Here is a 14,160-nt window from a genome sequence, read left to right on the forward strand (position 1 = left end):
GCCTTACGCCAAGCAGGCCCGCCGCCCTCCTACTCGTCCACCTCGTCATCGCCGCCGACCTGCTCCAGGACGCCGACGGCGGCGGGCATGACCTCGCCGTCGCCGCGATGGAAGGGATAGGCCAGCTTGTGGCTCTTGGGGTAGTTGAGCGCGCCCTGCCCGCGGAGCTTGAGCGCCACGTCGCGCGGGACCTCTATGCCCTGGTAGATGAGGCGGCCGTTGGTCAGGCTCACGCTCGTCACGCCCAGGCGCTGGCCGCGGATGCGGATGCGCGCGCGGTCAAAGAGGTTGCGGCCGGCCAGCGGCAGCGCGCCAAAGCTGTCCTCGGTCTCCTTCTGCAGCTCGTCCACCTCGGCCAGGTCCACGGCGGCCGCCAGCTTGCGGTAGACCAGCACGCGGCGGTCCACCTCGGGCAGGTACTCCTCGGCCAGGTAGAAGTCGGCCGGAAGGTTGATGGTGACCTCGGCCTCCTCGACCTCGCGCGTCTCGCCGCGCGCCTCGGCCACGGCCTCGCCCAGCATCTGGGTGAAGAGGTCAAAGCCCACGGAGCTGAGGTTGCCGTGCTGCTCGGCGCCCATGAGCGAGCCCGCGCCGCGGATCTCCAGGTCGCGCATGGCAATCTTCATGCCGCTGCCCAGGTCCTGGTACTCGTTGATGGCCGTCAGGCGGTCGGTCGCCTCGGGCGTGAGGGGCGTCTCGCCGGGGAACATGAAGTACGCGTAGGCCTGCGTGCGACCGCGGCCCACGCGGCCCTTGAGCTGGTAGAGCTGGGCCAGGCCCAGGCGCTGGGAGTCCTCGATGATGAGCGTGTTGGTGTGCGGGTTGTCGATGCCGCTCTCGATGATGGTCGTCGCCACCAGCACGTCTATCTCGTGCTCGGCAAACTCCAGCATCACGTCCTCGACCTCGCGTGCGGTCATCTTGCCGTGCGCCACGCCGATGCGGGCCTCGGGCGCCGCCTCGCGCACGCGCTCCACCGCGTCGTCGATGGTGTGAACGCGGTTGCTCACGTAGTAGACCTGCCCGTGGCGGCCCATCTCCTGGCGGATGGCGGCGCTCACCAGGTCGGGGTCGTACTCCCCCACCGTGACCTTGACCGGCAGGCGGCCCGGCGGCGGCGTCATGATGAGGCTCATGTCGCGCACGCCGCTCATGACCATCTGCATGGTGCGCGGGATGGGCGTGGCCGAGAGCGTCAGCACGTCCACCTGCTCGCGCATGTTCTTGAGCTGCTCCTTGTGCTGCACGCCAAAGCGCTGCTCCTCGTCGATGACAACCATGCCCAGGTCATGGGGGTTGACGTCGGCAGACAGCAGGCGGTGCGTACCAATGAGCACGTCCACCGAGCCCTCCGCAAAGCCCTCCAGCGCCCGCCTCTGCTGGGCCGGCGTCACAAACCTGGAGAGCACGGCCACCTTGAGGTCAAACGGTGCAAACCGCGAGAAGAACGTCTCGTAGTGCTGCTGCGCCAGGATGGTGGTGGGGCACAGCACCATGACCTGCTTGCCGTCCTGGCAGCACTTGAAGGCCGCGCGCAGGGCCACCTCGGTCTTGCCGAAGCCCACGTCTCCGCAGAGCAGGCGGTCCATGGGCTTTCTGGCCTCCATGTCGGCCTTGATGTCGGCCACGGCGCTTGCCTGGTCGGGCGTAAGCTCGTAGCTGAAGCTGGACTCCATCTCCTGCTGGACGGGGGTGTCCAGGCCAAAGGCGTAGCCGCTGACGGAAGCACGGCGCGTGTAGAGGTCCACCAGGTCAAACGCCAGCTTCTTGGCGCTCTTGCGGGCCTTGCCGGTGGCGCGGCTCCAGTCGGCGGTGTTCAGGCGCGTGAGGCGTGGGCTCTTGCCGTCCGGGCCCACGTAGCGCGTGATGCGGTCCACCTGCTCAAGAGGCACGTAGAGCTTGTCGCCGCCCGCGTACTCAAGCAGGAAGTAGTCGCGGTCCTTGCCGGCCACGTCCTGGCGCACGATGTCGGCAAAGAGGGCGATGCCGTGCGTGGCGTGGACGACGTAGTCTCCCGGCTTGAAGGGGAAGGTCACGCTCGTGGGGTCTACGCGACGCGCGCGGCGGCGGGACTTTGCCGTGCGGGAGCTGAGGTCGCTCACCGAGAAGACCGCCAGGCCCGCGGACGGGATGACGATGCCCGCCGGCACCGGCGCGTCAAAGAACGTGACCTGGCCGCGCGGCAGGGGCCGGCCGGAGTCGGGCGCCGCCGGGTCCGTGATGCGGCAGGCGTTGTCCTCGGCCGAGCCCAGGGACTCCGCAAACGGGATGGACTCGTCATTGAAGCGCAGCTCAAGGGCCTTGCGGGCCGCTCGATCCGGCACGGCAAAGAGCACCGAGCCGTTGTCTGCCAGAAGCTGGCGCACACGACCCAGCAGCTTGGCGTCGGAGCCCGCGATGCCCGGCTGGCGCACGGGCAGCTCCGCCGTCACGGCACCGGACCCCGCACGCAGGATGGACGAGAAGGAAAGCCTCTGCTGGCGGCCAAAGTCCATCTGGCGCGGCGGCGTGTAGAGCCCCTCGGTGCTGACGTGGGCGCTTCCGGCGGCGACCATGACCTCGTCCATGGCGCGCATGCAGTCGTCAAAGAGGGCGCGCGGCTCGGCCAGGACCACCAGGGCCTCCTCGCACATGTGCTCCAGCGGCGAGGCGCTGCCGCCGTAGAGCACGGGCAGGTAGCGCTCCAGGGTAGGCTGCGGGGCGCGGCGCTCAATGAGGTCCAGGTCGGCAGCTATGCGGTCGTCGTTCTGGGCGCGGTTGTACAGGGCGCGGGAGGCGCGGCGCACCGTCTCGTCCGTGAAGGCCATCTCGCGGCAGGGGCTCACCGTGACGGACTCCAGCTCGCCGATGGTCTGGCCCGTGGAGGGCACCATGCGGCGGATGCGGTCGATCTCGTCGCCAAAGAACTCCAGGCGCACGGGCGAGGTGGACTGGGCGGGCCAGACGTCCACCACGTCGCCGTGGACGTGGAAGGCGCCGGCCGCGTCCGCCTCGCCGTTGTCCGCGTAGCCCATGCCGACGAGAAGCGCCGGCACGTCCTCGAAGGGCACCTCGTCCCCCACGGCAAACGTGCTGGAGGCAAAGTAGCCGCTGCCCACGGGCGGCACGCGGCGCAAAAGTGCGTGGGCGCTGGCCACCACCAGGCACTTCTCGCCAGAGGCAAGGCGGCTCACGGCCTGGCAGCGCGCGCCGATGACGGCGTCGTCCGGGGCAGCCTCCGACCAGGGACGGTCCTTGCGCTCCGGGTAGCGGCAGACCATGTCCTGGCCCAGCCATGCGGCAAGCGAGCGCGCCGTGCGGTCGGCCGCCTCCTCGCCGGAGACCACCAGGAGGCACGGCCGCGGGTCCTTGGCCCAGAGCGCGGCCAGCACCAGCGGGCGGGCGGACTGCGCCACGGCCAGCGTGGCGTCGTTTCCGGCAGCAAGCTCCCTCAGCAGGGGCGCCATCTCGGGCGCGGCCAGCAGTCGGCGAGAAACGCGGTTGATGAACATGAACGGGGCCTTTCGCACGCAAAGCGGCCGAGGTTCCACGGAACCCCGGCTCGCTCGTTAGGTTTTATCTGCGGTTATTGTAGCCGAGAAGCCCCAGTTACTCGCTCATGGCCTCCTCGAAGGCGGAGGCAAAGCGCGGGTCGGCCTGTGCCATGCGGGCGTTGGTGGCAATCCAGCCCGCGACGGTGCCCGTGTCGTAGCCCTCCTTGGGGTCGATGACCAGGGCGTAGAACTCCTCCTCGGCCAGGCAGCGCTCCATGGCGTCGGTAAGCTGGATCTCGTTGCCGGCACCCGGCTTCTGGTCCTTCAGCAGCTCCATGACGCGCGGGGAGAGCAGGTAGCGACCGACGATGAACAGGCGGCTGGGAGCAAGGGCGGCCTTGGGCTTCTCGACCATGCCGGTGAGCTTCCAGACAGCGCCCTCGTCGTTCTCACCAGCCTCGGGGAACTCGGCGATGGAGCCCACCTGCTTGCCGGCGATGATGCCGTAGCGGCTGACCTCCTCCTCCGGGCACGGGGCAACGGCGATGACGGACGCGCCGCCGTGGGCCTTGGAGACCTCCATCATGCGGGGCAGGATCTTCTTGTCGGGCACCATGTAGTCGCCCAGGAGCACGAAGAAGGGCTCGTCGCCGGTGGCGTAGGAGGCACAGCGGATGGCGTGGCCCAGGCCCAGGGGCTCGCTCTGGAAGCAGAAGTCCACGGGGAGGGACCCGGCCTCCTTGACGGCGTCGGCGTAGGCCTCCTTGCCGCGGGAGCGCAGCAGGTCCTCAAGGGCCAGGTCAGGGGTGAAGTAGCTCATGATCTGGGGCTTGGCCTGGGAAGAGACGATGATGCACTCGTCCACCTCCTCAGGCGCCAGGGCCTCCTCGACGACGTACTGGATGACCGGCTTGTCCAGCACCGGCAGCATCTCCTTGGGCGTCACCTTGGTGCCCGGCAGGAAGCGGGTGCCCAGGCCGGCGGCGGGGATGATTGACTTCATGTTGCGCTCCTCTCGTCTTATAACGAGCTTTGCTTGCTTGCCTCGTGGCGCCGAGGCGCCAAATACTCTCAACTGCCCTAGGTTAGGGCGCGAAGGTACCCCCGCGCAACGCCTGGGCGCCGACCTCGCGGAATCTCCCGGAGGCCTGCGCCATCTGCGTGAGGCGCCCCGTTGCCGCGACGACGTCCTCCCACGCCGCCTGCCAGCTCCAGTTGCCCTCGGCCACGCCCGGCACGTTCATGCGGGCCGCGTCGTCCAGGCCAAGGACATCCTGGAGCGGCATGATGGCCACGTCGTTCTTGCTGCCCAGGACGCTGGCGGCAATGCGGTCTGCCATCTGGGCGGCCTCGTCTCCCTCCAGGCCAAAGCGGCTCTGGCAGAAGCCCAGGAGGGTCTGGTTGTCGTGCGTGCCCGTGAAGGTCACCGTGCCCGGCTTGGGCTCGTAGCCCTCGCGCACGTCGCCATCGCTGAACTGCACGATGTCCATGCCCGGAATGCCAGTCTCGGCAATGAGGGCGCGCACGGCAGGCGTGATGACGCCCAGGTCCTCGGCTATGAAGGGCAGGGGGCCCAGCTTCTGGTACGCGGCACGGAACAGGTCAAGGCCCGGCCCAAACGAGAAGGACCCCTCGCGGGCGGGCTTGCCCTTGGCGATCTTGTAGTACGAGCTGAAGCCGATGAAGTGGTCAAGGCGCACGTAGTCGTAGGTCTCCATGGCGCGCTCCAGGCGGGCGAGCCACCAGTCGTAGCCACGGGCCGCAAGGACGTCCCAGCGGTAGGTGGGGTTGCCCCAGAGCTGGCCCTCCGGGTCAAAGCCGTCACCCGGGCACCCGGCCTGGACCTGGGCATAGCCCTTCTCGTCAAGCTCGAAGATGTCGCGCTCGGCCCAGACGTCGGCGGAGTCGCCGGAGACGTACATGGGCATGTCGCCCACTATCTTGACGCCGCGCCCGTTGGCGTAGGCGCGCAGCTCGTCCCACTCGCGCTGGAACTCGTACTGCAGCTTGCGGTGGCGGTCAACCCCGTCGGCCAGCTCCACTCGCCGCGCCAGCCCAGGCGAGAAGCGCGCGTAGGCGTCGGGCCACTCCTGCCACGGGCCCTCCCCCAGGAGGTCCTTGATGGCGCGGAAGGTGGCATAGGGCGTGAGCCAGTACTTGTTCTTCTCGAGAAACGCCTGGTAGTCAGGGTCGTCGTCAGCGTCCTTGAGCTCTGCCAGGACGTCGGCGGGGTCCTTCTCCAGAAGGCAGGTGTTGCCCGCGAAGGCGGCGAGTCCGGCGTAGGGAGAGCCGTAGCCGTCGGCCGGGTTGACCGGCAGGACCTGCCAGTAGGTCTGGCCGCACTCGGCGAGCCAGTCCACGAAGCGGCGGGCCGGGGCGCCCAGCGTGCCGGGCCTGCCCTCGTTGGGAAGCGAGGTCACGTGGCAGAGCACGCCCATGCCGGGCTCGAGCGGCTCCTGCAGGCGGCGCTGCTTGTGGAAGTGCAGCACGGCGGTGCCCAAAGGCCAGAGGAAGGCCTCGGCGCAGCCGTCCACCACGGCGGGGGCAGCGCCGCTCACCACGTCGAGCACGGCCTCGCCGGCCATGGGGACGCGCACGGTGTGGGCGTCGTGTAGGCTGGCGTTGGCAAGCACGCAGACGCACTCGCCGTCCTCGCCGCGGCGCCAGAAGCCAAAGACGTCCTCGCCGTCGGCAAAGGGCTCGAAGTCACCCGCGGTCAGGACCGGCAGGGCCTTTCTCACGGCGATGGCGTTGCGGAAGACCGTGGCGCAGTCCATGCGGCCGCCGTCCCAGGGGAAGGCCGCGCGGTTGTACGGGTCTCGGAAGCCCTCCATGCCGCGCTCGTCGCCATAGTAGATGCAGGGCACGCCCGGAAGCGTCATCTGCAGCAGCACCGTGAGCCACAGGCGGCTCATGGCAAGGCTGGCGTGACCCTCGTCCAGGCGGAACGCCGCGCACTCCTCCTCGGGCAGGGTGTCGGGGTCGGGCGCGTCTCCCAGCATGGTGAAGAGGCGCTCGCGGTCATGGCTGCCCAGAAGGTTGAGGCAGGAGAAGAACGCGTCGCGCGGGTAGTTCTCGCGCAACTGCTCCAGGCGTGCAGCCATCTCCGGCGCGCCGATCTGGTTGCGCACGAAGGCCAGCAGCGCCGTGCGCAGCGGGTAGTTCATGGTGCCGTCGAGCTCGGTGCCCTCAAAGTACTGGCGCAGCTTGCCGTAGGCCATCTTGTTGGAGGCGTCCTCCCAGACCTCGCCCACGAGTGCGCCGTCCGGGCGCTCGGCAACCATTGCGGCCTTGATGTCCTCGATGAAGCCGTCGGAGAGCTCGTCGGCAACGTCCAGGCGCCAGCCGCGGGCGCCGGCGCGCAGCCACTTGCGCACCACGCCGTCCTGTCCGCAGATGAGCTCGTGGTACTCCGGGTTCTTCTCGTTTACGTCGGGAAGGTCGGGGTTGCCCCACCAGCCGTCATAGGTGCCGTCCTCGTTGAAGAAGAACCAGTCGCGGTAGGGAGACTCGTCGCCCTGCCAGGCACCCGGCTCGGGATAGTTGCCGTAGCGGTTGAAGTAGCGGGAGTCCTGGCCGCAGTGGTTGAAGACGCCGTCCAGCATGATGGAGATGCCGCGCTCAGCGGCCTCGCGGGCCAGGGCGCAGAACTCCTCCTCGTCACCCAGCATGGGGTCAATGCGCAGGTAGTCGGCCGTGTCGTAGCGGTGGTTGCTGGCCGCCTCAAAGATGGGGTTGAGGTAGATCACGGTCACGCCGAGGTCTGCCAGGTAGTCGAGCTTCTCGCGGACGCCACGCAGGGTGCCGCCGTAGAAGTCCCACTCCAGAATGTCCCCGTCCTCGCTCTTGCGGTAGGTGGGCGGCGTGTCCCAGTCCTCCACCAGCACGCGCGCAGGGCCCTCGCGGTGGGCGGCCAGCGCCTTCTCGGCACGCTCGCGCCAGTCCGCCCCACGGGCAAAGCGGTCGGGAAAGACCTGGTAGACAATGCCGTTCTTGTACCAGTCTGGCTGGGTCTGGCGTGGGACGTAGACGGTCAGCTGGAAGGAGGGCGGGTTGCCGTAGGCAAAGTCTCCCTCGCCGGTGGTCCAGCCCTCGCGGGCGCCGTAGCGCCAGGTGGCGCCGTCGGACGCGGCCAGGTCAAAGCTGTACCAGACCACGCCCGTCTGCGCCGGCGTGTAGCTCACGGAGTAGTGGACGTAGTCGCCCTCGCAGGCCCCCTCCATGGGGAGAAGCTCTTCTCCCCGCTCGTCGGTCCAGACGCGCAGGGTGACGCCCACGGCGTCCTCTCCCCAGACGTCTATGCCCAGTACGACGGTGCCGCCCAGCTGGACGGCACCGAAGGGACTTCTGTACTCCGATCTTGAGGTTACGTGACAAGCTCTCAAGTCTCTTACCTGTCTCTTCTCTTGTTGTAGCGGATGATCTCCGGGTGAAGACGGTGGTAGATGTCCATGTAGTCGTTTGCGGCGCGGCGCCAGCTGAAGTCGGCGGCCATGGCCTGCTGCTGCAGCCGGGACCAGGCCCTCTGGTCGGTCCAGAAGATCTCGCAAGCGCCCAGCAGGGTGTCTGCCATCTCGTCGGCGTTCATGTTGGCAAAGCTGAAGCCGGTGCCCTCGCCGGTGAACTTGTTGTACGGCTGGACGGAGTCGCGCAGGCCGCCAGTCTCGCGCACCACGGGCAGGGTGCCGTAGCGCATGGCGATCATCTGCGAGAGGCCGCACGGCTCAAACTCGGACGGCATGAGCAGCAGGTCACCGCCGGCGTACATGCGGTGCGAAAGCGCGTTGTCAAACGCGATGCGCGCGCACATCTGGCTGCCGTACTTGTTGCTGAAGTAGCTGAACGCCTCCTCCTGGTCAGCGTCGCCGGTGCCCAGCACGGCCACCTGCACGCCGCGGGCCATGAGGCCGTCCATGGCGTAGCGCACCAGGCCCAGGCCCTTCTGGTTGGTGAGGCGCCCGATGGAGACCACGAGCGGGCGGGTGGGGTCCTGGGCCAGGCCCAGCTCCTCCTGCAGGGCACGCTTGCACTCGGCCTTGCCGCTCATGTCCTTGGGCGAGAAGTTCCTGGGGATCATGGAGTCTGTCGCGGGGTTCCAGATGCCCTGGTCGATGCCGTTCAGGATGCCGGAGAGGATGTTGCTGCGGCGGCGGAAGATGCCGTCGAGCCCCTCGCCGAAGAAGGGCATCTGCAGTTCGCAGGCATAGCTCGGGCTCACGGTGGTGAGCCAGTCGGAGTAGCAGAGCGCGCCCTTCATGAAGTTGATGGAGTCCGCGTCGCAGCGCAGCTGGTCGCGGGCGGCGGGGATGTCGTCCACGCCCAGGACGTCCTGGAGCATCTTGTCGCCGTACTGGCCCTGGAACTTGACGTTGTGCACGGTGAAGACGCACTTGACGTTGTTGCAGGCCGGCACCTCGCGGTAGAACTCGCGCAGGAAGACCGGGCACAGGGCCGTCTGCCAGTCGTTGCAGTGCAGGACGTCGCACTCCAGCTCGGGCACCCTGGCGATGGCCTCGCACACGGCCTTGGCAAAGAACGCAAAGCGCTCGCCGTCGTCAAAGTATCCGTAGAGCGAGTCGCGCTTGAAGTAGGACTCGTTGTCGACGAAGTAGAAGTCCAGTCCCTGCAGGGTGAGCTTCTCGATGCCGCAGTAGTCGTTTCTCCAGGCGAGGGGCACGTAGAAGTCGGCCACGTGCTTCATGCGGTCCTGGTACTCCTGCGGGATGGTGGAGTACTTGGGCAGGATGACGGCAGCCTTGGCGCCCGCGTGCTTGAGGGCGCGGGGAAGCGAGCCGGCGACGTCCCCGAGGCCGCCCGTCTTGGCAAACGGGACGGCCTCGGAGGACGCGAACAGCACCCTCATCTTCCTGCGCTTTGCGTTAGTAGACATGGTGTGTTCTCTTTCGACCTACTCGCTGGGCTTCTCCTTGACGAGGACGTCCTCGGGGGTGCCGCGAAGCTCCGTACCTGCGGAGACGACGTTGTTGCGGTCCACGATGGCGTTCTCTACGCGGGCACCCGTCTTGATGACGCAGCCCTGCATGATGATGGCGGAACGGACGGTGGCGCCAGGCTCGACGATGACGTCGCGGCCTAGGATGGAGTCGCTCACGTTGCCGTAGATGCGGCAGCCGGAGGACACGCGGGAGTTGGTGACGCGCGAGCCCACCTCGTTCTTGGCGGGAGGCGTGTCGTGCGCCTTGGTCTTGATGGAGCGCTCCTCCGGGAAGAGGTCGTCCTGGACGTCCATGTCGAGCATGGCCATGTTGGACTTGTAGTAGTCGCGCTTGGTGAAGATGGGCGCCACGTAACCCTTGAACTCGAAGGTCTGGACGTTGATGCGGCCGAAGTCGCCCGCCATGGCCTCGAAGATGTCCAGGTAGTCCGTGGGGGCGTACCACTCGAACATGTCGAGCAGCAGCTTGCGGCTGATGACAAAGCAGTCCAGGAACATGCACTCGCCGAACTTGACGCCGTTGTGGACGCCCTTCACGCGGCCGTTCTCCACGTCAAAGCGAACGGCGTCGTCAAAGGTGCCGCAGGCGGAGCGCGTGACCACGGTCACGTCGGCACCGGACTCCTTGTGGGCGGCGTAGACCTCGTTCAGGTCAATGTTGTAGACGAAGTTTGCCGAGGTCAGGATGACCGCGTCGGCCGTGCTGCGGGTGAAGAAGACCTTGTTGTGCACGAGGTCACGCAGCAGGAAGCGGGCGCCGGTGCGAGAAGTGCCGAAGGCGCTTCCGGGCAGGACGAAGAGGCCGCCGTTCTTGCGGTCCAGGTCCCATTCCTTGCCGGAGCCCACGTGGTCGATGAGCGAGCGGTAGTTGTAGGGCATGACCATGCCGACGGTGCGGATGCCGCAGTTGACCAGGTTGGAGAGCGCAAAGTCAACGAGGCGGTAGCGACCGAGGAACGGCATGGACGCCACGGGGCGGCTCGCGGAGAGCGGGCCGGACTCCTTGGCGGAGTAGTTGCAGGTGACGAGGCCGATGACCTTCTCCATTGTTAGTTCTCCCCCCTACCAACGACGACATCGTTGCCGATGACGGCCGTGTCCTTCGTCGTGTCGACGCTGCCGAGGTTGACGTTCTCCTCCACCACGGAGTTCTCGCCAAGGATGGCGCGCACCACGTGGGCGCCGGCCTTGACCCTCGCGCCGGGGAGAAGGACGGAGTCCTCCACGGTGGCGCGCTCGCCGATGTAGCAGTCGGTCGAGAGGATGGAGTGCTTGGCGCGACCCAGGATCTTGCAGCCGTTGGACACCAGGCAGTCGTCGATGTCGCCGTCCTTGCCCACGTACGCGGGCGGGCGCATCGAGGAGTTGCTCATGATGGGGAACTCCTTGCTGTAGATGTCAAAGTCCGGGTTGGGGCCGAGGAGGTCCATGCTCGTCTCGTGGTAGCTGGAGATGGTGCCGACGTCACGCCAGAAGCCGTTGAACTCGTAGGTGAAGAGGCGCTTGTCCTCGGCCAGGAGCTTGGGGATGACGTTCTTGCCAAAGTCGTGCTCGGAGGTCTGGTCGACGGCGTCCTCCTTCAGCGCGCGGACCAGCAGGTCCGTGCTGAAGATGTAGATGCCCATGGACGCGAGGTTGGAGTCCGGCTGCTTGGGCTTCTCGGTGAACTTGGTGATGCGGCCGGTGCCGTCCGCCGTGATGATGCCAAAGCGGGAGGCCTCCTCCCAGGGCACGGGCATGACCGCGATGGTGAGGTCGGCGTCGTTCTTCTTGTGCGTGGCCAGCATGTCGGCGTAGTCCATGCGATAGAGCTGGTCGCCGGAGAGGATGAGCACGTACTCGGGGTCGTTCTGCTCGATGTAGCCCAGGTTCTGGGTCACGGCGTCGGCCGTGCCCTCGTACCAGGCGCCGCCGGTCTGGGTGGCGTAGGGCGGCAGGATGGAGACGCCGCCCTCGCGGTCGTCGAGGTTCCAGGCGCCACCGGTGCCGATGTAGTTGTGCAGCAGGTACGGACGGTACTGCGTGAGGACGCCCACCGTCGTGACCCCGGAGTTCGCGCAGTTGGAAAGCGCGAAGTCGATGATGCGGAACTTGCCGCCAAAAGAGACGGCCGGCTTCGCCACGTTGCTGGTCAGCGCACCCAACCTGCTGCCCTGACCTCCGGCGAGCAGCATGGCGATGCACTCCTTCTTGCTCATACCCCCACTCCTTTCAAACAACTGGCGCCGGAGGCCGGGAAGCCCCCGGCGCCTTCTTTGCGTGTCTACTTGCCCTCAATGTGCCAGATGTCGGACATGTATTCCCTGATGGTTCTGTCACTGGAGAAGAATCCGGCCTTGGCGGTATTGTGCAGGGCGCTCTTGTTCCAGGCGCGACGGTCCGCGTAGCCGCCCGTGAGCTCCTCCCACGCCTGGACGTAGGCGTAGAAGTCCTTCATGATCAGGTACGGGTCGTTCTCCACCATGAGGTGGTCGCGGACGCTCTCGAAGTTTCCGGAGAGGCGCGCCAGCGTGCCGTCGGTGAGCTGGTCCACGATGCGGCCAAGGCGGGCGCGGTCGGCGTTGTACATGTCCCAGGCGTAGTAGCGGCCCTCGCGCTGGATGGCCTCCACCTCGTCGGCGTGCAGGCCAAAGATCTTGATGTTCTGCGGGCCGACGAGCTCGGAGATCTCCACGTTGGAGCCGTCAAGGGTGCCCAGGGTGAGGGCACCGTTCATCATGAGCTTCATGTTGGACGTGCCCGAGGCCTCGGTGCCGGCCAGAGAGATCTGCTCGGAGATCTCTGCCGCGGAGTAGATGTACTGCGCGTTGGAGACGGCAAAGTTGGGCACGAAGGCAACCTGGATCTTGTCGTTCACGCGCGGGTCATTGTTGATGGCGTCCGCCAGGGAGTTGATGAGGCGGATGACCTCCTTGGCAAAGGTATAGCTCTGGGCGGCCTTGCCCGAGAAGATGAATGCCGTCGGGCGCGGCGAGAAGGACGGGTCGTCCAGGATGCGGTTGCGCAGGTCCAAGATCTTGAAGACGGACAGCAGCTGGCGCTTGTAGGCGTGGAAGCGCTTGACCTGCACGTCGAAGACCATATCGGTGTTGAGCTTGGTGCCGGAGACCTTCTGGACGTAGGCGGCGAGACGCTCCTTGTCGGCGCGCTTGGCCTGCTCCATGGCGTCCAGGAAGCTCGCGTCCTCCTCGAAGGGGACGAGCTTCTCGAGCTCGTTGGCGTCGTCCAGCCAGCCGGTGCCGATGGCGTCGGTGATGAGCTGGGAGTAGGCCGGGTTGGCCTCGCGCAGGAACCTGCGGTGCGTGACGCCGTTGGTCTTGTTGTTGAACATCTCGGGATAGAGCTTGTAGAACTCCTTGAAGGTGTCGCGCTTCAGGATGTCGGAGTGCAGCGCCGAGACGCCGTTGATGGAGTGGCTGAAGATGATGGACAGGTTGGCCATGCGCACCTGGCCGTCCCACAGGATGGCGGTGTTGCGCAGGACGTCGGTCCAGGAGCCGTCCTCCGGGGAGAGCTTCTCGGACAGGCCATCGCGGTAGCGGCGGTCGATCTCCTCAATGAACATGTACAGGCGCGGCAGCAGGGCGCGGAAGGTGTTGATGGGCCACTTCTCAAGCGCCTCGGGCATGACTGTGTGGTTGGTAAACGAGACGGTCTTCTTGGCGATCTCGAAGGCCTGGTCAAAGTCCACGCCCTTCTCGTCGACGAGAAGGCGCATGAGCTCCGGGCCGCACATGGCGGGGTGGGTGTCGTTGGTGTGGACGCAGACATGGTCTCCCAGGTGCTCCCAGTCGGGGCCGAAGTCCTTCTCGTAGGTGCCCAGGATGGTCTGCAGGCCGGCGGAAACAAACAGGTACTCCTGCTTAAGGCGCAGGATGCGGCCGTGCTCGCCCGCGTCGTTGGGGTACAGGATGGTGGAGATGGCCTCCACGTCGGAGCGGAACTTGTTGGCCTTGGCGTAGTCGCCGGCGTTGAAGGCGTCCAGGTCAAAGTCCTCGGTGGCGGGCTCGGCGCTCCAGAGGCGCAGCTTGTTCACGGTCTTACCGCCAAAGCCGACGATGGGCACGTCGTAGGGCACGGCACGGACGACCTCGCCACCCTCCTGGGTGAACCAGAACTTGCCGGTCTCGTCCTCGTGGCGGACGACCTGCGCGCCGAAGCGGATCTCGACGGCGCTGGCGTCCTTGCGGGTCTCCCAGGGGAAGCCGTTGGCAAGCCAGTTGTCGGTACGCTCCACCTGGCGGCCGCCCTCGATGTACTGGCGGAAGAGGCCGTAGCGGTAGCGCATGCCGTTGCCGTAGCCCGCGATGCCCTCGTGGGCCATGGAGTCGAGGAAGCACGCGGCCAGGCGGCCCAGGCCGCCGTTGCCCAGGCCCGGGTCGACCTCCTGCTGGCAGAGCTCGTCGAGGCTCATGCCGAGGGAGGCCATGCCCTCCTCAACGAGGTCGCGAACGCCCAGGTTGATGAGGTAGTTGTCAAGAAGGGGGCCAAGAAGGAACTCGAGCGAGAAGTAGTAGACCTTCTTGGCGTCCTTTGCGTGAGAGGTTGCCTGGATGGCACGAGACTTGGAAGCCACGAGCTTTGCCAGGACGAAGTAGCGCTCGTTGTCGGAGCACTCCTCAAAGTCCTTGCCCAGCTCAAGAAGGCAGGCCTCCCTGTACTGGTTGATGAAGTCCAGCTTGGTCTCAAAGATCTTGTCGTTGTTCTCCATGTGGTTCCCCCGGTTTGGTT

At 66.7% G+C, this 14,160-nt stretch carries 7 protein-coding genes; all 7 read right to left on the reverse strand.

The genetic code is table 11. The features are described from left to right. Positions 1 to 29 precede the first annotated feature (29 nt). Positions 30 to 3,491, reverse strand: coding sequence for a transcription-repair coupling factor (gene mfd, locus DXV50_RS08185; protein ID WP_117205727.1), 3,462 nt, complete (start codon positions 3,489 to 3,491; stop codon positions 30 to 32). A gap of 97 nt (positions 3,492 to 3,588) precedes the next feature. Beyond that, positions 3,589 to 4,476 (reverse strand): UTP--glucose-1-phosphate uridylyltransferase, encoded by an 888-nt coding sequence (locus DXV50_RS08190; protein WP_117205728.1) that lies wholly within the window; start codon positions 4,474 to 4,476, stop codon positions 3,589 to 3,591. Positions 4,477 to 4,558: 82 nt separating this feature from the next. Further along, positions 4,559 to 7,858 (reverse strand): 4-alpha-glucanotransferase, encoded by a 3,300-nt coding sequence (locus DXV50_RS08195; protein ID WP_117205729.1) that lies wholly within the window; start codon positions 7,856 to 7,858, stop codon positions 4,559 to 4,561. A 5-nt stretch (positions 7,859 to 7,863) separates the two neighbouring features. Next, the gene (gene glgA, locus DXV50_RS08200) at positions 7,864 to 9,363 is read right to left on the reverse strand and encodes a glycogen synthase GlgA (protein WP_117205730.1); all 1,500 of its coding nucleotides are present in this window, start codon (positions 9,361 to 9,363) and stop codon (positions 7,864 to 7,866) included. 18 nt (positions 9,364 to 9,381) lie between these two features. Further along, positions 9,382 to 10,476, reverse strand: a complete 1,095-nt coding sequence (gene glgD, locus DXV50_RS08205) for a glucose-1-phosphate adenylyltransferase subunit GlgD (protein WP_117205731.1) — start codon at positions 10,474 to 10,476, stop codon at positions 9,382 to 9,384. 2 nt (positions 10,477 to 10,478) lie between these two features. Continuing rightward, entirely contained in the window at positions 10,479 to 11,627 is a 1,149-nt protein-coding gene (locus tag DXV50_RS08210; RefSeq protein WP_117205732.1) for a glucose-1-phosphate adenylyltransferase, read from the reverse strand. Between the two features lie 65 nt (positions 11,628 to 11,692). Beyond that, positions 11,693 to 14,140, reverse strand: a complete 2,448-nt coding sequence (locus DXV50_RS08215) for a glycogen/starch/alpha-glucan phosphorylase (RefSeq protein WP_117205733.1) — start codon at positions 14,138 to 14,140, stop codon at positions 11,693 to 11,695. Positions 14,141 to 14,160: the final 20 nt, after the last annotated feature.

The sequence above is a fragment of the Paratractidigestivibacter faecalis genome, assembly GCF_003416765.1.
Lineage (GTDB): Bacteria > Actinomycetota > Coriobacteriia > Coriobacteriales > Atopobiaceae > Paratractidigestivibacter > Paratractidigestivibacter faecalis.